This window comes from Psychrobacter glacincola (assembly GCF_904846215.1).
GTDB lineage: Bacteria > Pseudomonadota > Gammaproteobacteria > Pseudomonadales > Moraxellaceae > Psychrobacter > Psychrobacter glacincola.
Genome location: NZ_CAJGZK010000020.1, coordinates 1 through 20,612 on the forward strand (window position 1 = coordinate 1; position 20,612 = coordinate 20,612).

A 20,612-nucleotide genomic window follows, 5' to 3' on the forward strand; every position below is an offset into this window, starting at 1 on the left:
CTGATAATGAGATACAGGACATTGAGAATAAACTAAACAACAGACCAAGAAAACGCTTAGGGTTTAAAACGCCCAATCAGGTGTTCTATAATATAATTTAGCGTTGCACTTGGTATGTTAATCTAAGCATTTTAAAACATTGACCGATATTCGTTAAATAGAGTCGTCTGGTTTATGTAGTAGGAAACTTGGTATGAACGCGCGCAACGTGTAAGATTGTTTATACAGTTTGAGACAGAGCTATATTTATGCCCATGCTAGTATTGATTGGTTTTTTAACAATAAAATCAACATAATCCTTACGTAGAGATAAGCTTTTAGTGCTAGCGTAACGCATGGTTTAGTGTTAAATATAAGAGAGTAAAAATAGCTAGATTTTCTGGACAGCCATTTATAGATATTTTTTGATTTTACTAAAAACAGAGCATACTTTTCACTTAAAATAATTAGGTAGATATGATGAAAAAACAACCAGCACAGTGGTTACTCAGTGCAGCGTCAGTGGGCATCGCAGGTCTAATTCTTACACAGAGCTATGGCACCGCAGTGGCTGACACCAATACCGAAGGTTTCAAACAAACGCCTGAGCAACAGGTCACCACGCGCCAAGTAGCGGCATTGCTGGATCGAAGTCATTATCTTAATCAGCCACTTGATACCGCGACTGGTCGCGAGATTTTGTCTATGTATATCGATAGCCTTGACCCAAACCATACGCTGTTTTTACAGTCCGATGTCGATGAGTTTAAGAAAAAGTATGCGGATGAGTTTGGCGCGCGCCTAAAGCGTGGCGATTTATCTGCTGGGGTAGAGGTGTTTGAGCGCTATCGTAAACGCTCAAATGAGTATTTTGCCATGGCGAAAAAGATGCTGAAAACGGATATTGATTTGACCAGCAAGGATAACATTGTCCTTGATCGTGAAAAACTCAACCACTTTAAAACCAAAAAAGAACAGCGTAATTATTGGACAAGTCAGTTGAAGTTTCAGTTGATGAGTATTACTTTAGGCAAAGAAGACGAAAAAGCAAAAGAAAAAGTATTTTTAGATAACCCAGATATCACCCGTGGTCAAGATTTGGTCCGTAATGATGAGCGTACGCCAAGTGAGATTTTACTCAACCGCTTGTCCCGTCAGCAAGAACAATTTACCCGTCTCAAAGATGATGAGATTATGGAAACCATCTTAAACACGGCAATGCTGACTTATGATCCGCACAGCAATTATTACGCGCCCATTCAAGCCAACGAGCTACAAATTCAATCTAGTCTACAGTTAGAAGGGATTGGCGTATCTATCCGCCCTGATCGCAAAAATCCGGATTATACCCGCATTGTGACTTTGGTCGATGGTGGTCCTGCCGCAAAATCAGGTCAAATTAAGCCCAACGACTTAATTATTGGTATTGCCAAAGATGGTGAGACCATGACTGACGTGGTCGGCTGGTCAACGCGTGAAATCGTCAGTTTGATTCGTGGTAAGCGCGGGACATCGGTGACGATTAAAGTGCGTCAGCCTAACACCCCTGACGCTAGCGCCCGTAATGTTACTGTGGTTCGTGACATTATTCAGCAAGAAGAATCAGGCGTTACTCAGCGTGTGGTGGAAGTTCAGCGTCCAAACATTGATAAAACTCCGAAACGTATCGGTGTTCTTGAAATACCAAGCTTTTATTTGAACTACCGAGCCCGCCGTAATGGTGAGGACTACCGTAGTGTTAGTATCGATACCGAAAAGGCACTAAAAGAGCTAAATAAAGAGAATATCGATGGCTTGGTGGTTGATTTACGCAATAACCCCGGTGGCTCGCTAGATGAAGTTGCCAAGATGCTTGGTTTCTTTATTAAGAGCGGTCCGCTGGTGCAAATTCGTGACAATCGTGGCAATATCCAAGTTTACCGTGATGATGATGGTGGTAAGCAGCTATATGATGGCAAGGTAGTCGTTTTGACCAATCTTGCATCTGCATCCGCAAGTGAGATTTTTGCTGCTGCTATTCAAGACTATGGACGTGGATTGGTGGTTGGGAGTACAACCACAGGCAAAGGCTCTGCGCAAATTCAACTAGACAGTTTGGCGCTAGGTTCTGCGACGCTAACACAGCGTAAATTCTATCGTATCACCGGTGGCAGTACGCAAAATAAAGGCGTGGTACCTGATGTTGAATTGGTCAATATCTATGACGATGCAACCTTTGGCGAGCGCGCGCAGAAAAAAGCCTTGCCTTGGGATACGATAAAAACTGCACCATACAAGCCTGAGGGTAAATTTACCTCGAATACCTTAGCGACGCTAAACCAACAATCAAAAATCCGCCAACAAAAAAATCCGCAGTTTGTTTATTTATCGACACTGAATGATATCCGTAATATGGAAGATGAGAAAAAACCGGTTGCGCTAGATATCAACAAACGCCGCGCCAAAATGCAGCTGATAGAAAAACGCTCGTTAGAAGCTGAAAATAAACGTCAGATTGCATCAGGTGAGCGCCCTTATGCGAACTGGAATATTTATCAAGCAGCAATGGATGCGAAGTTTGAAGAGCGTAGTCAGATGAAGGCTTTGGAGCGCCCAGAGCTACCTGAAGACGAAGCCTATATTAATGAAGCGGCTTATATTATGCTGAGTGCTAAGCCAGAAGTATCAAGCAGTCCTGAAGAAAAGCTATAAGAAGGTAACATTAACCACCATCAATTCAGCTGTCCAAACCATCTTAAAAAATGCATGTAAGCATATGCTTACATGCATTGACGTTGAGACCTCTTACTTACTGTGGGTCAATCTGCGATTATACCTATACGGCACGATTGAACGAAAAGGTTCATAGGTACTAGGGATTGGTATCTTAAAAGTCGCATAATGGATAGGTAGTTTGATGATTAGGGATGATAGGGCTGGATGCCTGACCGTTATAAAATACTTCGGGATTAAGTATTGAATGACAGTAACATGGATGGTTGGTGATAAAAGCCGCATAATGCTAGTCGTTATGCGGCTTTGTTACGGTTGGGCTTTGTTATGTTTGGTCTTTGTTATGTTTGGTCTTTGCTATATCGGTGATATTAATTTTGAATAAACGTGAATACAGTTAAAATATCTCAAAAACGCTACAGTGCTGCTGATATAAATTTTTTGCAGCCTCTGTCTGCGTAGGCACAGCAAGCAAGAAAAATGAATATCAGCAGTACTTGAAGTATCGATATTCCTTTTCCCTCACTATAGAAACTTTCGGTGTAATGGACAAAATTGACCCATAAAAAAGGTCAATAGAAAAATCTACTGACCTTTTGCAATAAGTTATAATATCATTATTCACTCACAGCTTATGTATCTAGCACAATAATCTATAAAAGATTAGTGTTCAACGCCACCTGCGCCATGTACATGACCATGGTTCAATTCATCTTCGGTCGCCGCGCGTACTTCTTGGATTTCAACATCAAAAGTCAAACGCTTGCCAGCTAATGGATGGTTTGCATCAACAGTTACTTCTGTGTCACTGACAGCAGTGACGGTAACTAGCATGACTTGACCACCAGCTTCTGACTGAAACTGCATACCAGGCTGGATATCTTCAACGCCTTGGAAGTTGTCACGTGGTACATGTTGTACCGCTTGCTCTTGGTATTCGCCGTAACCATCAGCAGGCTCAACAACAGCATTGACTCTTTCGCCAGCAGATTTGCCTTCTAATTGTTGCTCTAGACCTGGGATGATATTGCTGTGACCATGCAAATAAGTAAGTGGTTGACCTTCTGGAGACTGGTCAAGGATATTACCTTCGTCGTCTTTTAGGGTGTAGTTAAACTTGACGGCAGTGTCTTTTGCGATAGTAGTCATAAATTATCCTAAATATAGTGATATTAAAAATTAAATACGGTTGAAATAAACCTAAAAAAGCCAATCAGCCAGCCAAATAGCCACGTCATCAGTTAATTATCATCAGTTTATTAGGGTAACTTTAGCAGTTAGCTTCTTTAATTGCGATAACTCCCCTCACTTTCAAGGTTAAAACAACAAAAAATGCCAATTAATCGTGTAATTGTGCAGAATAATCTGTGTTTTTAGCATATTAACAAAATACTGCCTTGTTAGTGTTAGGTACGCCAGTTGCGTTTTTGAACAAGGACTTCTACCATAGCGATAACTATAAGGATAAAAATATGACTTTCATTTCTCATACTGCAAATGGGCTGACCTCTGATATTCATTATCAATTCGACTTTGAGCGTTTTTTAGAGCATCTGGTTGATGTTACGCTTAGGTTTACGGCAGATACAGACGCGCCAAGCTTATGGTTGCCGGCATGGATACCAGGCAGTTATTTGATACGTGAATTTGCCCGAAATATTACCGCTGTCCATTACGAAATCTTGGATAAAGAGTTATCGGATAACCAGATTGTGAATAATAAAAATCCTAAGTGTTATCGCGCGCAAAAAACCGACAAGCATACATGGCAATTACCACAAGCTAAATCAGGGCAGACTCTAAAAGTCTATTACGAAGTATATTGTTACGATTTATCGGTCCGCACCGCTTATGTCGATCAGCAGCGCTTGTATGGCAATTTTACCTCACTGGCATTGGCTATTGATGGGCAAGAGCAATCATCAGTCAAAGTTAGTTTGATGATACCCGAAGCATTTTTTATGAATAAAAATAAAGAGCACGTATTATTGGCATGTGGCCTTAAAGCCACGCAGTTACAAAGCGATGAGCGAGACTTATATAGTGTGCAAGCGGACAGCTATCACGAACTGATTGATTACCCATTTGAGATTGCTATACAGGAGAAGTTTGATTTTATCATTCAAGACAGTCAGCACCAGACGCTGAGTCATCGCTTTTTTCTCACCGGTAAGCATAACGCTGATATGGGACGCCTGCAGCAAGATATTACTCAGATTTGTCAGACCTATCTCAACTGGTTGGGTGACGCGCCGTTTGATGATTATACTTTTATGACCTATGCCAGCGGGCAGGATTATGGTGGTTTGGAGCACATCAATTCGACCAGTCTGATTACGCCGCGTCGTGATTTGCCTGCTACCAATGAGACCGCAGTGCCAAGCGGCGATTATCAGCGATTTTTAGGTTTATGCAGCCATGAGTATTTTCATGCATGGTGGGTCAAAACGGTGCGTCCTGATGTCATGTTAGAGGTGGATTTGCGCCGCGAAGCCTTTACGCCTCTGCTTTGGATATTTGAAGGTTTTACCTCGTATATTGATGATTTTATGCTGCAAGCCTCAGGGGTGATTGACAAAGCAAGCTATCTGAAATTATTGGCAGAGCAAATCAATCGCTATTACCAAACGCCGGGTCGCGCGCAGCAAAGTGTGGCAGAATCGAGCTTTGATGCTTGGATCAAGCTGTATCGCAACGATGAAAACACTGGCAATGCGGGTATTAGCTATTACAATAAAGGCGCTTTGGTGGCATTATGTCTAGACCTAACGCTACTAGAAAAAAGCGCGGGACGCTATCGCTTATTTGATGTGGTAAAAACTTTTTATCACCAAGCTAAGCAAAATGACAACGAACGCATCGGTATCAGCAGTGCCGATATGGGGACTGTCATTGGGCAGTTTATGCTATTGGCAGATTGGGAAGAATTTGAGCGCTGCTATGTTAATGGCGTTAAAGAGTTGCCTCTAGAAGCGCTGCTTGAGGCTAACGGCATTCAGCTTTATAGCAATAGCAAAGAGACCGCTGATAAACACGTACCGTGGGGTATGAGGTGTACTGAAACGCCAACTGGACTTAAGGTCAATCGGGTGACACGTGGAAGTGCAGCGGCAAAAGCTGGACTTTCAGCGCATGATGTCATCATCGCAATTGATGGTATCAAGGCGGATAACAAACAATTGGCATTATTCAATGAGGCATCGCACGATATTGAATGCCATCTGTTTCGCCGTGATGAGCTGATGACGGTCAACGTTGTACCGAAAGTGAATACAGACGACAATCACGGTTCCGATAAAGTGTTGCCACATAGCATTAGCTTGCGTCTGGCGAGGACCAATACAGAGGATAAAGATAAGATAAATGGATTAAAAGTAGAAAGTACTTGGCTGGATGTGATGAAGGATGCTCAGTAATAGCGATTTGGCTCTCACACATAGATGAGAGCTTGGCAAGACTAGTGACTACTAAAAAGCCCATACTAAACAAGGATGCTTAGTATGGGCTTTGCGTTATACGCTTAAAATTTAAGCGTTAGGTTTTGTGGTTTTAACAACACCTATGGCTTCTTTCGTGTTTGCAGCAGTGTCCTTATCAGTATCATTGCTTGCAGCTTCTCCTGTATTAGCCAGCGTTTTTACAATCCATTCTTGTATCAATACAATTTCAGGCTGCTGGGCATCGATGATGTCTTGTGCCAATTTACGCATCTCTTTATCAGTACCATATTGGAGCTGTAGCATTGCCATATCTACCGCGCCGCGATGATGCGGCAGCATACTACGCGCAAACGCCATATCTGGTACAGGGTTTGCAATTGCAGTCATCATAGCATCATGCATGTCTTGCATACCTGCAGCATAAGCTTGTTGCATTGCTTGAGTGTTGGGCTTTGGCTCTGGCGCATCAGGGTGGCTGGCAAGCCATTTATTCATAATATCAATCTCAAGCTGCTGTGAGTCAATAATATCCTGTGCAAGTGTGTGCATCGTCTCATCAGTACCGTATTTAAGCTCAATCTTTGCCATATCTACCGCGCCGCGATGATGCCCAAGCATGCTTTTTGCAAAGGCAGTATCAGGATCATTATAAGCCATACCTACCATGATTTCATTATGCATATCGGTCATGGACTTCGTATAATCTTTGAGCATGTCTGTCATTGATGTCTCATCTGGCGCAGTGTCAGAAGTCGTCATATCATGACCTTCATTAGCAGCCATGTCGTCATGGCTTTCCACTTGTTCTATTGCGACCTGTACATCGTCTTGCGCTGTATTCCCCTCAACATCATCTGATACTGGCTGGCAAGCACTTATCAATAGCGCCGCAGAAACGCCAGTAGCAAACAAGGCAAAACGATGAAAAGCAGTCATGACATATCCTTACTATAAATTAAACCAGAAACTTAGCAAAAAGGCGTGCGATTCAGCTATAGCACAGTGTTAAATGTTAACAGAGAAACCTTACTCTCTCGATACGCTATGTTTAAGATGTCGTAATATCAGTGTCATATTATTAGCCACACCATTAGCCACATTTAAAAATCACGTGCTTTGTCGTTAGATTTCTCTTTAGTGTAGCAAAATATAGCCAGTCCTAAATAAAAGAAATACAAATGTTATAAATCACTACTGGGGTTCATTTTTCTTATTTGCTGTAGCTAGCCGACAGAGGCTACGAATCATTAACCCCAGTAACGCCGTGCTCTTTTAAAAATGGCTCAATTATAGCCAATCTAGCACACCCAGTTTGCGGCATTGCTCGCTATTTAGGTGGATTCGTACAAACTCACCAACGTCCAATTCTCCAAGCTCAAATCCTGCCACTGACCAGCGAATCAAGCGCAAACAAGGCAGTCCTACATGCGCCGTCATACGCCTCACTTGGCGATTTTTGCCCTCATAAATAGTCAGCATCAACCATGACGTTGGGATATTTTTACGCTCACGGATAGGCGGATTACGCTGCCATAGTTTGATAGGCAAGTCGGCTTCATCGACAAGTACAGCAGAGGCTGGTAACGTCCTACCATCTTTCAGTATAACCCCATCTGCCAGTTGTTTTAATTGTGCCGTAGTGACCACACCTTCCACTTGCACCAAATAAGTCTTGCCTTGTTTTTGTTTGTTTTGCGCAAAACCCTTTGCAGATGGTGGCTGAGTAATGGCTTTATTAATCCGTCCGTCACTGGTCAAAATCAGCAGCCCCTCTGAGGTAGCATCGAGCCGACCAGCGATACGAATTGACTTGTCCGTAAAATATTCTGATAAAGTAGTATGGTCGTTATTGCTGTCATCACGGAATTGACTTTGTACTCCGTAAGGCTTATTGAACAGAATCAGGCTGGCGCTGGACATAAAATAACATTTCCCAAAAATAAATGGCGGATAGCAGTTCACACATTATAAAAATTAATATATGAGTCAATCATAAAGATAGAGGTGCGTCTTACCTTAAGTTTATCGTATTGTACAAACATTTATAATGCTGTCATCACCACGATAAAACAGCTAGCATAACAGAATGCTAAGTAAGCTTAAAACACATAATATATATCAAGGAGCATCATCTCATGTCATATAACAAAGTTATCGTACCAAGAGACGGCGAAAAAATAACCGTAAATAGTGATTTGTCTTTCAATGTCCCAAACCATCCGATTATTCCCTTTATTGAAGGCGATGGTATAGGCGTTGATATCACGCCTGTCATGATTAAAGTGGTCGATGCGGCAGTTGAAAAAGCTTATAAAGGCAAAAAATCCATTGTTTGGATGGAGACCTATTGCGGTGAAAAAGCCTCTAAAATCTATGACGGTGAATTTATGCCAGAAGAAACGCTTGAGGTGTTGCGTGACTATGTCATCAGTATAAAAGGTCCACTGACTACGCCAGTTGGCGGTGGTATGCGCTCACTAAACGTAGCGCTGCGACAAGAACTTGATTTATACGTTTGTCAGCGTCCTGTACGTTGGTTTGAGGGCGTTCCAAGTCCTGTCCAGCATCCTGAATTGACCGATATGATCATTTTCCGTGAAAACTCAGAAGATATCTATGCCGGTATCGAGTGGAAAGCAGGCAGTGATGATGCCAAAAAAGTCATTAAGTTTTTAAAAGAAGAGATGGGCGTGACGCAAATTCGTTTTTCAGAGGATTGCGGTATTGGTATCAAGCCTGTATCAAAAGAGGGCTCACAGCGTTTGGTTCGTAAAGCCATTCAACATGCCATCGACAATGACTTGCCCAGTGTGACGCTTGTGCATAAAGGCAATATCATGAAATTCACCGAAGGCGCTTTTAAAGAGTGGGGATATGAGCTTGCCGCTGAGCGCTTTGATGCTCAATTGTTAGATGGTGGTCCTTGGATGACCATGACAAACCCTAAGACTGGCAATAAGATTGTGATTAAAGATGTGATTGCTGATGCATTTCTGCAGCAAATCCTGATGCGTTCTGCTGACTACTCAGTGATCGCGACATTGAACCTAAATGGTGACTACATCTCTGATGCGCTAGCCGCGCAAGTCGGTGGTATCGGTATCGCTCCCGGTGCCAATAAAGGCGGCGCTATTGCTGTATATGAGGCGACGCATGGTACAGCGCCAAAGTACGCCGGACAAAACAAAGTCAATCCAGGTTCGCTTATTTTATCAGCTGAGATGATGCTACGTGATATGGGCTGGATAGAAGCCGCTGACTTGGTCATAGACGGTATCCAAGGTGCTATCAAAAACAAAACCGTGACTTACGATTTTGAACGCTTGATGCCGGATGCCACCTTATTAAGTACCTCTGAGTTTGGCAAAGCGATTATTAAACATATGCATGCGTAAGAAAATGATGTCCTTTACATAATGTCTTATAAATAGTTTCTGACATGAAAAGCACTCATTAATGACAGACAAAAAAACACCCCAAAATCTAAGATATTTGGGATGTTTTTTTTATGCCAATGTCACTTCTATAAATCAACTTTTATAAGATGAGTTCATTATAATGATGCAATGGCGTTATTGAACAAAGTGCTTGGACGCATTGCTTGCTCAGCCAATGCCTCATCTGCTAAGTAATAACCTTTGAGATCCATAGGCTTACCTTGAGCATCATTCAGCTCTTTAATAATAGCCGCTTCATTACTCTCAAGATTTTGCGCAAGTGGCGCAAACTGTGCTGCAAGCTCGCCATCTTGCTCTTGAGCGGCAAGCTCTTGTGCCCAATACATCGCAAGATAGAAGTGACTGCCACGGTTGTCAAGCTCACCAGTTTTGCGTGATGGAGACTTGTCATTTAATAACAGCTTTTCAGTCGCTGTATCTAAGGTGTCAGCCAGTATTTGGGCTTTAGCATTGCCATCATTCTGTGCCAAATGCTCTAGCGATACAGCCAATGCCAAGAACTCGCCCAGTGAATCCCAGCGTAAATGGTTTTCTTCAACCAATTGTTGTACATGCTTTGGTGCTGAACCACCAGCGCCAGTTTCAAACAAACCGCCGCCCTTCATAAGAGGTACGACTGATAACATCTTAGCACTGGTGCCCAATTCTAAAATTGGGAATAAGTCAGTGAGGTAGTCACGTAAGATATTACCAGTAGCAGAAATCGTATCAAGACCACGAGCAACGCGCTCTAAGGTATAACGCATGGCACGAACTTGTGACATGGTTTCGATATGTAGACCGCTCGTATCATGGTCTTTTAGATACACATTGACCTTTTTGATCAGCTCGTTTTCGTGTGGACGATATGGGTCTAACCAAAAGATAACCGGCGTATTAGATTCGCGTGCGCGGCGTACTGCAAGCTTGACCCAATCTTGGATAGGCTCATCTTTGACCTGACACATGCGCCAGATATCGCCCTTCTCAACACGCTGCTCAAGCAAAATCTCGTTTGTTTCTTCATCAACAATACGAGCGATACCATTATCACTGGCTTCAAAAGTCTTGTCATGCGAGCCGTATTCTTCTGCTTTTTGTGCCATTAAACCAACGTTAGGTACCGTGCCCATAGTCGTTGGGTCAAAGTTACCATGCCATTTACAGAAATTGATCATTTCTTGATAAATACGAGCAAAGGTAGACTCAGGCATGACAGCTTTACAATCATATGACTTGCCATCAGCACCCCACATTTTACCGCCGTTACGAATCATAGCAGGCATAGAGGCATCGACAATCACGTCACTTGGTGAATGGAAGTTGGTAATACCTTTTGAGGAATCAACCATCGCCAAACGTGGGCGATGTACTTGGCAAGCATGTAAATCGCGCTCAATCTCTTCACGCGTTGATGCGGGTAGTGTTGAGATTTTGTCGTATAGGTCTGCCATACCGTTATTAACATTGATGCCTAACTCATCAAAGAAAGCGCCGTGCTTTTGGAAAGCATCTTTATAATAGGTTTTAACCGCGTGTCCAAATACGATCGGATGCGATACTTTCATCATGGTGGCTTTTACGTGCAATGAGAATAAAATACCGGCTTCACGGCAGTCTTCCATTTCACGCTCATAAAATTCAAGCAGTGCTTTTTTGCTCATGAACATAAGGTCAATAACTTCTTTATCAAGCAAAGCGATGCCTGTTTTGAAGACATTCACAGTACCATCGTCAGCTAAGCGTTCCATGCGCACGGTACGGGCTTTATCTAAAGTGATAGATTGCTCGCCTGCATAAAAGTCGCCGCTGTGCATGTGCGATACATGGGTCTGTGACCATTGCTTCCATTCACCCATCGAATGCGGATGCTTACGCGCATAGTTTTTGACCGCTTTCGGTGCACGGCGATCCGAGTTACCTTCACGCAGTACAGGATTCACCGAGCTGCCTAGGCTTTTGCCATAACGCTGACGAATCGCTATCTCTTCATCGGTTTGTGGATCTTCTGGAAAATCAGGAATACCGTAGCCTTTGCCTTGTAGCTCTTTAATCGCCGCTTTTAGCTGCTGAACAGAGGCACTGATATTTGGCAGTTTGATGATGTTGGTATTGGGATCTTGTGTCAGACGACCCAGCTCAGCTAAGTTGTCAGGAACGCGTTGCTCTTCACTTAAAAATTCAGGGAATTCAGCCAGTACACGGGCAGCAACTGAGATATCAGTCGTATCCACTTCAATGCCTGCTGTTTTAGTGAATGCTTTGACAATAGGTAAGAATGATACGGTGGCAAGCGCTGGCGCTTCGTCGGTTTTTGTATAAATAATTTTTGACATTGTAGTAGAGTATTCCTTTATGTTGTCAGTAATGAAGTGAATAAGGCTTGGATATTATTTAATACCCTTATATAGCCTTCATACCGTAATGGGCGATGACGTTGAATTAAGTACATCGCGTGTCACTTTTGCAATCATACAAAAATATATTGAAACGGTTCGACGCATTCAAATAGTTTTGAGAGTACTTGTTGACCTTATTTTGCAAAAATATCTTTTGGAAGCTGCTTTCACCTTTATGAAAAGCTTACCGTCAAAAGAGGGGTTGAACGATTGGGTAACACTGCCTAATGATACATGACAGTCGATATATTATAGTTCATCGACTATAAATCCGATATGATGTCAATCTCGTATGTTGAACTAAGTATACTATTTCGCTCATATCTCATCTATATGAATTATATTAAGCTAATAATACCCTTATTCTATCAGTCATCAAGATGGATATCATCTTTTCCATGTAATTTGCCTGTTTTTAATAGCAATTTTTATCACCTATGGCAGCAAATTTTTGTTTCCATAAAAATAGCACTGCACCGCTTTTAAACGCTAACGACAGTTTTGCAAATCGTGACAGCAAAAAAATGGCAATTTGCTAGGCTATAACATCAAGAAAAGTTATCAAAAAAACAGTGTGCTGATTATGAAACTACAATATGCGTTACTCAACGATACCAGTTGGCAAAGTCTTGGCGATTGGCAAATGCCAGACACGCCTTTTATGTCATTTGCCTTTTGGCAAGCGCTTAGTGATACTGGCGCAATTGGCGAGCAGGCGGGCTGGTTGCCTATTTATATTTTGGTCCACCGCGTAGAGGCGGATGAGGACTCGACAGTACAGCAAAGTCTGTCTTCTGTAGAGGCTTCTATGAAAGTGAAGCAGCCGGTTGCAGTAATGCCCGTCTTTATTAAAGGTCATCATCAAGGCGAGTTTGTATTCGACCATGCATGGGCGCAGGCTTACGCTCAGTATGGTCTCGACTACTATCCGCGTTTGGTGACCAGTGCTCCCTATACTCCTGTTACCGGTCAACGCTTATGGTTGGCAGAGGGCGAGACGCTCGATGCTGAGATTATAAAGACTGCTATCGCAGGTGTTGATGATATTGCGCAGCAAGTAGATGCCTCAGGCTGGCATGGATTGTTTGTCACGCCCGAATTGGCGGCTATCGCAACCACTTTGCTGCCGTTTAATAATAACGCTAATTCTGGAATAACAACGCAAACTTATGCAGAGAATTTATCTGCTTTTGATAGCGTCATCAACACTCCCATGCTTGAGCGTCAAGGCTGTCAATTTTTATGGCAAAATAAAAATCTAAGTCAAAACGAGCAGTTATTTGCGGATTTTGAAGAATTTTTGACCACGCTTAAAGCCAAAAAACGTAAAACCATCCGTGCTGAGCGCCGAAAAGTTGCTGAGCAAGGCATTATTTGTCAACGGAAATGTGGCGATGAGATTACTGAGTCAGACTGGAAGACGTTTTATCACTGTTATGTGATGACTTATGCGATACGGGGGCAGCAGCCTTATTTGACCATGGATTTTTTTGACGCATTGGCAAAAAAGATGCCTGAGCATTTATTTTTAGCACAAGCGTTTGATGCCAGTGGGGAGATTATCGCGAGCAGTTTGTTTTTATATGATACGCCTGACAGTAAAATGGCGACTTTATACGGTCGCTATTGGGGCGCGCTTGGTGAGTATGATAGTCTGCATTTTGAGCTGTGCTATTATCAAGGTATTGAGTTTGCTATTGAGCAGGGCTTGTACTATTTTGACCCAGGGACGCAAGGCGAGCATAAGCTGATTCGTGGCTTTATCCCAACTACCACCCACTCATTACATCGTATTTATGATGCGCGTTTTGTACCAGCGATTCATGATTTTTGCACAAAAGATCGGTCACATATGGCGCAGTATCGAGAGCAGGCATTTGAAGCTTTGCCGTTTAATATCGATAATATGCCAGCGTTTGATAACAATGAGTAACCTTATTCTTTAATCCCCTTCTACTTAATAAAGCACATATTAGCCATAAACCATGACCTCTAATTTCTCTTGTTCTAATGACTTACTGCCACCTGAGCTTCTGGCTTGGCTAAATACCGAAGGCTCGCTAACGGCATCGTTAGAGGTAAAAGCAGGGCAGCCGTTACTTGTGAAGCGTCACTTTGAGGGCTATCGGTTATTGTCTTTGGCACAAAAAAAGCAATTGGGTATACAGGGGGCAGCGCTCAGCCGTACACAGCTGGCGTGGGTGCGCGAGGTGTATTTATACGGTAATGATGAGCTACCATGGGTGCAGGCGCAGAGCCTGTTTCCGCTATCCAGTCTACAGGGCAGTGCCAGACGGTTACAGCAGCTAAAAAGCACCCCAATCGGCTATGTGTTGTTTAAGCGCAGTCGCACCTTGCCCAATCAGCGCTTTATCAAACATACGGCAGATGGCTGGCAACGGCAGACGCTTTATGATTGGTACGGTCGTCCTTTACTCATTAGTGAGACCTTTTTGCCAGAATTCTGTGAAAAACAGTTGGACATTAAAATTAATGATTATCAAATTAAGACAATTGAATAATTAGCCAACTGTTTTTTACTTTCTCATTTGGATGGGTTTCTAGTGAATAAATTTTAATGAATTTACTGCTTCTATTTAGATGATATATTTATAAGTTACTGAAAAAAATAGATTTAAATATAGAGGATTTTACTTTGTTCTCAACTCAATATAAGGTGAGATTTTTTTGCGCTCGTCACATAAAGTTTCATGTTACACTTAAACTTTAGCAAGGATATCGATGCAAAAGCGTGTCGAATTTATTGTTAAATCTGACAAGCTAATAACAAGCCCATAGCTTTTGCTTGCTTATTTCAAACTTCTTTTGCTACTCGCTTCTTTTCAATGACCGTCATGACCAACGACTGTCACCACTTAGGACCTTATTATGTTTAAAGATATCTCTATCGAAAACTTTGATCCAGTACTTGCTGAAGCCATGGCCGCTGAAAGCGTTCGTCAAGAAAACCATATTGAGCTGATTGCTTCAGAAAACTACTGCTCACAAGCCGTTATGGAAGCACAAGGTACTGATTTGACCAACAAATACGCTGAAGGCTATCCTGGTAAGCGTTATTACGGTGGTTGTGAGCACGTTGACGTCGTTGAGCAATTGGCGATTGACCGTGCAAAAGAATTGTTTGGTGCAGAATATGTGAACGTACAGCCACACTCTGGTAGCCAAGCAAACTCTGCTGTCTTTTTAGCATTGCTTGAAGCCAATGATACCGTACTTGGCATGAGCTTAGATGCTGGTGGTCACTTGACTCATGGCGCACATATCAATTTTTCAGGTATGAATTATAATGCTGTACAGTATGGCTTAGTTGAAGGCACTGGTCTTATTGATTATGATCAAGTTGAGCGTTTGGCAAAAGAGCATAAGCCAAAAATGATTATTGCTGGTTTTTCGGCATACTCGCAAGTGGTCGATTGGGCGCGTTTCCGCGAAATCGCTGACGAAGTTGGTGCTTATTTGCTCGTAGATATGGCACACGTTGCCGGTTTGGTCGCTGGTGGTGTTTATCCAAGCCCAGTACCATTTGCTGATGTGGTTACCACGACGACGCACAAAACCTTACGTGGTCCACGCTCAGGTATGATTTTGGCTCGTGATGAGAAGCTTGCCAAAAAATTAAACTCTGCTGTTTTCCCAGGCAGCCAAGGCGGTCCGTTGATGCATGTCATCGCGGCAAAAGCAGTTTGCTTTAAAGAAGCGTTAGAAGATAACTTCAAAACCTATCAGCAGCAAGTGGTTAAAAACGCCCAAGCGATGGCGAAAGTCATCCAAGAGCGCGGCTATGAAGTCATCTCTGGTGGTACTGAAAATCATCTGATGCTGATCAGCCTAGTTAAGCAAGAAATGACTGGTAAAGAAGCCGATAAGTGGTTGGGTGATGCGCATATCACCGTCAATAAAAACGCCGTACCAAACGATCCAAAATCTCCATTTGTAACCTCTGGTATCCGTATCGGTACGCCAGCGATTACCACTCGCGGCTTCAATGAAGCGCAAGCTAGCGATTTGGCAAGTTGGATTTGTGATGTGCTTGACAGCCGTGGTGATGAAGCAGTGACTGCTGAAGTCCGTGGCAAAGTAGAAGCTATCTGCAAAGAGCTTCCTGTCTATGCTAAAAATCAATAATTCTTGATTCGTTAGTTTTATCAGTCAAATAAAAAAACCGCTTAGCATTTGCTAGGCGGTTTTTTTATTCTTAGAACATTAATCTGACTGGTTAAAACGGCAACTTGGTAAATATCTGCAATACGGTCGCGTTAACGATATCGACGAAGAAGGCACCAACCATCGGTACAATCAAAAATGCCTTATGTGAGGGTAAATAGCGATCGGTGACTGCCTGCATATTGGCAATCGCCGTAGGGGTTGCACCCATACCAAAACCACAATGCCCTGCTGACAAGACGGCAGCATCATAGTCTTTGCCCATGAGTTTAAAGGTCACAAAGTAAGCATAGCCAATCATAAGGACTGTCTGTGCCAATAAGATGATCAATACGGGACCTGCCAAATCAGTCAGTTGCCATAGCTTCAATGACAATAATGCCATCGCTAAGAAAAGACTCAAAGAAGCATTGCCGATGACGTCAATCGCACGGTCAAACATATCAAAATTGAATACCATGGTTAAGGTATTGCGCAAAATCACACCCCCTGCCAGCGCCCATACGAAGGTAGGCAACTCAAACCAGGTATCCTGTGCCACCAAGGTCATGAGATCAGCAAACGCGAGTGCTGCGGCAAACAGTGCCAATGATTCAATGGTAGACGATGCAGTAATCAGACGGATATTATCCGGTTTTTCAAACATCTCCTTGTTGCTGTGAACTTCCTCTTCGCTGTGCTTGGTGCTATAGAGCGACTGCTCGCTTGCCAGTTTTTCAACATCACTTGGGTTTGAATTGACTGCCGTAGGCTTGAGACCAAGCTTTTTAATCAAGCGACGGGCAACAGGACCACCGATAACACCACCTGCCACTAAACCATAAGTGGCAACTGCGATACCCAGCGTCGTCGCGCCAACGACACCATATTGCTCCTCTAATGTAATGCCCCAAGCACCCGCAGTACCATGTCCACCGGTCAAAGCGATTGAACCGGTCACCAAGCCAAGCAGAGGATCAAGCCCAAGTGCGCTTGCCATTGCCACACCAAGAATGTCTTGCAAAATGATAAAGACAGACACGATGATGGTAAAAATCAGTAAGGGTGAGCCACCTGCTTTTAACCGACCAAAATCAGCGCTGAGCCCGATAGAGGCAAAAAACATCAGCATGGTCGCGGTTTGCAACCCTTGATGGAAATTAAAGCTATAGCCCCAAACGATATTAAGCATATAGACGGCAATCGCTGCGACCAAACCGCCTGCGACCGGTTCTGGAATATTGAAATCTTCTAAAAACTTAATTCTTTTGACTAAGAAGCGTCCAAGCAACAGTACCAATGTGGCTAATATCAGGGTGTAATAGCCGTTTAGGGTGATTTCCATATGTTAATCCTTTCTATAAATAGTAATTAACCTGAATTCAGGATAAATCTGTTTTTATCTCGAATTGAGATTCTTCTCTGACTGGCAACTAAGACAAATCATCGGACGCCACGACAATCCACAGCTGTGGTTTGCCAAATTCTTTAAAAGCATCTTCTACAAGACTTTTGAAGACATTAAAATCTTCGGTATGGATATTTTTAACGGCTGTTAAATCAAGTGTTAAATACTCAACATCACTGTCTGTTAAGCAATCCCACGCCGCATCCCAGTTATGACCAAACCAACTTGGGAAATCGCACGCTTTTGCTAAGCTGCTTAACAGTGTTTCTTTATCTAACCGCTCTTCGATAGGTATGGCGGTGGCTTGTTCAGGAATAGTGGCAAATGCTTTGCTTTTTTTACCTTTAACAAGGTTTTGCTCAATGCTATGTTGAGTCACATAATAAATGGCTTGAGTCATATCATTTCACCTCCAGTTTTTGAAAGCTGCCGTAATGATCAAGGGTCAAATAATAAATGGTCGGTGGATGACCGCCAGTGACGATACGCCGCGCGCCGCGATGCGAAACGGCAGGTGTGGGTACAGTATATTCGCGATAGTAGCCTTGCGACTGCGCCGGTAGCTTACCTTCGCGATTATAGAAAGTGCTGCCATCTTTGCTGGGATAAGGAAACGGACCACCTTGCTGAATAAGTGCAAGTGTCTGATCTATCTGCGCATCACCAGTGATAGCTGCTGTATTCGAAGTACTGGCAGGTTCAATGGAGTTTTGCGAGAGGGTAGTAGATGTAGATGGCGTGCTATCAGCAAAAAAACTGGATTTCAAATCAGCAAAGAAATAGACCGCAACAGCGATAATGGCAATCAAACTGAATAGGGTAGAAAAGCTGCTTTTCTTATTTTGGCTGCTACGATTATTTTTATGCTGATTGTTTTTCTGGTAAGCGTTTCGATTGTTTTTCTGCTGAGCATTATCTGATTTGCGATGAATTGAATTAGATGCTGAATTGGATGCTGAAGTTTCTAAAATGCTCAATTCATCCGATGTCACTTCGGTGGCGCGCAATTGATTTTTGTCATTGCGTTCACTATTAAAATAAACCCGTTGCCCCTCGCTGATAGGCTGCGACATGCGCACGGATTTTATGTGGAAAAACACATCTTCACTCTGATTGTCGACCTCGATAAAGCCATAGCCTTTATCAGAATTCCAGTGCTTAATTTGACCACTTTGCATGGGCATCCTCGTCCTATCGATAGGTTCTCATCAGGTAAAATAATGGCTATAGTCAGGGAAAAGTAATATCGATACATCAAGTACTGCTGATATTAATTTTTCTTGCTTGCTGTGCCTATGCCGACAGAGGCTGCAAAAAATTTATATCAGCAGCACTGTAGCGTTTTTGAGATATTTTAACTATATATGTCATATATAACATATTTATTAATAATAAAAAAACGCCAGCAATTAAGCTGACGTTCTGTAACAATTATACTGCAGACGACATTATAGATTGTAGTGAAGACGTAATAAATTAGGCACGTGTTTCGCCATGACCATAAACAATCCACTTTTGTGAAGTTAAGCCTTCAAGTCCAACGGGTCCGCGCGCGTGAATCTTGTCCGTTGAGATGCCAATTTCGGCACCAAGACCGTATTCAAAACCATCGGCAAAACGGCTAGAGGCATTGATCATTACGCTTGCTGAGTCCACTTCGCGGATAAAGCGTTGCGACTTGGTATAGTTGTCCGTAATGATGACGTCGGTATGATGACTGCCGTGGGTGTTGATATGCTCAATCGCTTCATCAATGCCGGATAATATCTTAATCGCGAGGATAGGCGCGAGATATTCGGTATCCCAGTCTTCAGCGGTGGCGGCTGATAGATGACCCTTAAGGGTGGCATTATCGTTCAAAATAGCTTGCGCTTTATCATCAAGGCGCAGTTGCATCGCATTATCAGCTTCAACGATGGCTTCGGCAATTTTTGGCAACAGCTCATCAGCGATGGCTTCATCGACCAACAAGGTTTCCATGGTATTACAAGTACCATAGCGATGGGTTTTGGCATTGACGCTGACGTTAACGGCAATCTTGGGATCAGCATCACTGTCGATAAAGGTATGACAATTACCGTCTAGATGCTTAATTACAGGCACGCGAGCATCGCGACTGATACGCTCAATCAAACCTTTGCCGCCGCGTGGTACGATAACATCAACATAATCGGTCATGGTGATAAGCTCGCCGACTGCTGCACGATCTGTGGTCTCTAGCACTTGGACACTATACTCAGACATACCAACGTTTTTTAGTCCCTCTAAAATACACTTGGCAATCGCTTGATTGGATTCGAATGCTTCAGAGCCGCCACGCAAAATGATGGCGTTACCGGATTTTAGTGCGAGCGAGGCAGCTTCTAAGGTGACATTGGGACGTGACTCATAAATCATACCGACCACACCAAGTGGTACGCGCATTTTTCCCAGATGAATACCCGATGGACGATAGGTCATGTCTGTGACCTCACCAATAGGGTCAGGCAATGCAGCAACGTCTGTTAAGCCTTGTAGCATGCCATCAAAACGGGCGTCATTTAACTCCAAGCGATCAAGCAGTGCGGCATCTAGGTCGTTTTTTTGACCATTATCCATATCGATTTTATTGGCAGCTAAGATATCTTGCTTGGCGTTCTTTAATACGTCATGAATCGCCATCAGGGCAGCGTTTTTATCGCCCGTATTGGCAGCAGCCAGCGCTCTTGATGCGGCGCGCGCTTCTTTACCGACGTTTTGCATATAAGCGGTTACGTCTGTGGTATTGGTTTGACTCATAAATATTCTTCCTTATAGTTATAAATAGAGAACAAGTAGCGCTCTAATGGCACTCTGCTATTTAACATAGAGGAGATTAGGTCGATAGTAAAGCCGATTTTGTGAATAGAGCTCGCTTGTTTTTATATGATAGTCATGATTGAGCATTGGATTGATGGTTACGTATTTTTAACAGAAATAGACTGCAATTACTAAGGTAGTCGCTATGAATCGTCCGTATAGTGAGCGTTAAGAATCGAAAGATTCATTTCAACTGTGCGGTATTATTTCTGGAATGACTCGGTTGTATGATAGC

At 42.9% G+C, this 20,612-nt stretch carries 14 protein-coding genes and 1 pseudogene; 7 read left to right on the forward strand and 8 right to left on the reverse strand.

The genetic code is table 11. The features are described 5' to 3' along the window. Positions 1-101: pseudogene (locus tag JMW90_RS14100) on the forward strand (IS30 family transposase); the annotation flags it as partial. A gap of 358 nt (positions 102-459) precedes the next feature. After that, on the forward strand, positions 460-2,670 hold the full coding sequence (locus JMW90_RS10765; protein WP_201564061.1) for a carboxy terminal-processing peptidase: 2,211 nt from the start codon (positions 460-462) through the stop codon (positions 2,668-2,670). A 684-nt stretch (positions 2,671-3,354) separates the two neighbouring features. Here the strand turns inward: JMW90_RS10765 and JMW90_RS10770 are convergent. After that, positions 3,355-3,840 (reverse strand): FKBP-type peptidyl-prolyl cis-trans isomerase, encoded by a 486-nt coding sequence (locus JMW90_RS10770; protein ID WP_201564063.1) that lies wholly within the window; start codon positions 3,838-3,840, stop codon positions 3,355-3,357. Positions 3,841-4,163: 323 nt separating this feature from the next. On the opposite strand from JMW90_RS10770, the gene JMW90_RS10775 reads away from it, so the two are divergent. Next, positions 4,164-6,107: a M61 family metallopeptidase gene (locus JMW90_RS10775; RefSeq protein ID WP_201564065.1), complete on the forward strand. Its 1,944-nt coding sequence runs from the start codon at positions 4,164-4,166 to the stop codon at positions 6,105-6,107. A 111-nt stretch (positions 6,108-6,218) separates the two neighbouring features. Here the strand turns inward: JMW90_RS10775 and copM are convergent, their stop codons facing one another. Next, positions 6,219-7,067, reverse strand: a complete 849-nt coding sequence (gene copM, locus JMW90_RS10780; protein ID WP_201564067.1) for a CopM family metallochaperone — start codon at positions 7,065-7,067, stop codon at positions 6,219-6,221. Positions 7,068-7,418: 351 nt separating this feature from the next. Next, positions 7,419-8,051 (reverse strand): rRNA large subunit pseudouridine synthase E, encoded by a 633-nt coding sequence (locus JMW90_RS10785; RefSeq protein WP_201564069.1) that lies wholly within the window; start codon positions 8,049-8,051, stop codon positions 7,419-7,421. Positions 8,052-8,266: 215 nt separating this feature from the next. Between JMW90_RS10785 and icd the strand changes: the two genes are divergently transcribed. Next, positions 8,267-9,526 (forward strand): NADP-dependent isocitrate dehydrogenase, encoded by a 1,260-nt coding sequence (icd, locus tag JMW90_RS10790; protein WP_201564071.1) that lies wholly within the window; start codon positions 8,267-8,269, stop codon positions 9,524-9,526. Positions 9,527-9,684: 158 nt separating this feature from the next. On the opposite strand, the gene JMW90_RS10795 is transcribed toward icd, so the two are convergent. After that, positions 9,685-11,904 (reverse strand): NADP-dependent isocitrate dehydrogenase, encoded by a 2,220-nt coding sequence (locus JMW90_RS10795; protein ID WP_201564073.1) that lies wholly within the window; start codon positions 11,902-11,904, stop codon positions 9,685-9,687. Between the two features lie 646 nt (positions 11,905-12,550). Here JMW90_RS10795 and JMW90_RS10800 point away from each other — a divergent pair. From JMW90_RS10800 to glyA, 3 genes are all read left to right on the forward strand, one after another. Next, positions 12,551-13,900: a GNAT family N-acetyltransferase gene (locus tag JMW90_RS10800; RefSeq protein ID WP_201564075.1), complete on the forward strand. Its 1,350-nt coding sequence runs from the start codon at positions 12,551-12,553 to the stop codon at positions 13,898-13,900. Between the two features lie 52 nt (positions 13,901-13,952). After that, entirely contained in the window at positions 13,953-14,489 is a 537-nt protein-coding gene (locus tag JMW90_RS10805) for a chorismate--pyruvate lyase family protein (RefSeq protein ID WP_201564078.1), read from the forward strand. Between the two features lie 367 nt (positions 14,490-14,856). Beyond that, positions 14,857-16,113 carry a serine hydroxymethyltransferase gene (gene glyA / locus JMW90_RS10810; RefSeq protein WP_201564080.1) on the forward strand — a complete coding sequence of 419 codons (1,257 nt, stop codon included), beginning with the start codon at positions 14,857-14,859 and terminating at the stop codon, positions 16,111-16,113. A gap of 91 nt (positions 16,114-16,204) precedes the next feature. Here glyA and gltS read toward each other — a convergent pair whose 3' ends face one another. The 4 genes from gltS to JMW90_RS10830 all read right to left on the reverse strand — a co-directional run bounded on the left by gltS (position 16,205) and on the right by JMW90_RS10830 (position 20,317). Next, positions 16,205-17,476: a sodium/glutamate symporter gene (gltS, locus tag JMW90_RS10815; protein ID WP_201564082.1), complete on the reverse strand. Its 1,272-nt coding sequence runs from the start codon at positions 17,474-17,476 to the stop codon at positions 16,205-16,207. 88 nt (positions 17,477-17,564) lie between these two features. Next, entirely contained in the window at positions 17,565-17,939 is a 375-nt protein-coding gene (locus JMW90_RS10820; RefSeq protein ID WP_201564085.1) for a barstar family protein, read from the reverse strand. Between the two features lies 1 nt (position 17,940). Next, positions 17,941-18,717, reverse strand: a complete 777-nt coding sequence (locus JMW90_RS13935) for a ribonuclease domain-containing protein (RefSeq protein WP_265089241.1) — start codon at positions 18,715-18,717, stop codon at positions 17,941-17,943. A gap of 298 nt (positions 18,718-19,015) precedes the next feature. Continuing rightward, entirely contained in the window at positions 19,016-20,317 is a 1,302-nt protein-coding gene (locus JMW90_RS10830; RefSeq protein ID WP_201564089.1) for a glutamate-5-semialdehyde dehydrogenase, read from the reverse strand. Positions 20,318-20,612: the final 295 nt, after the last annotated feature.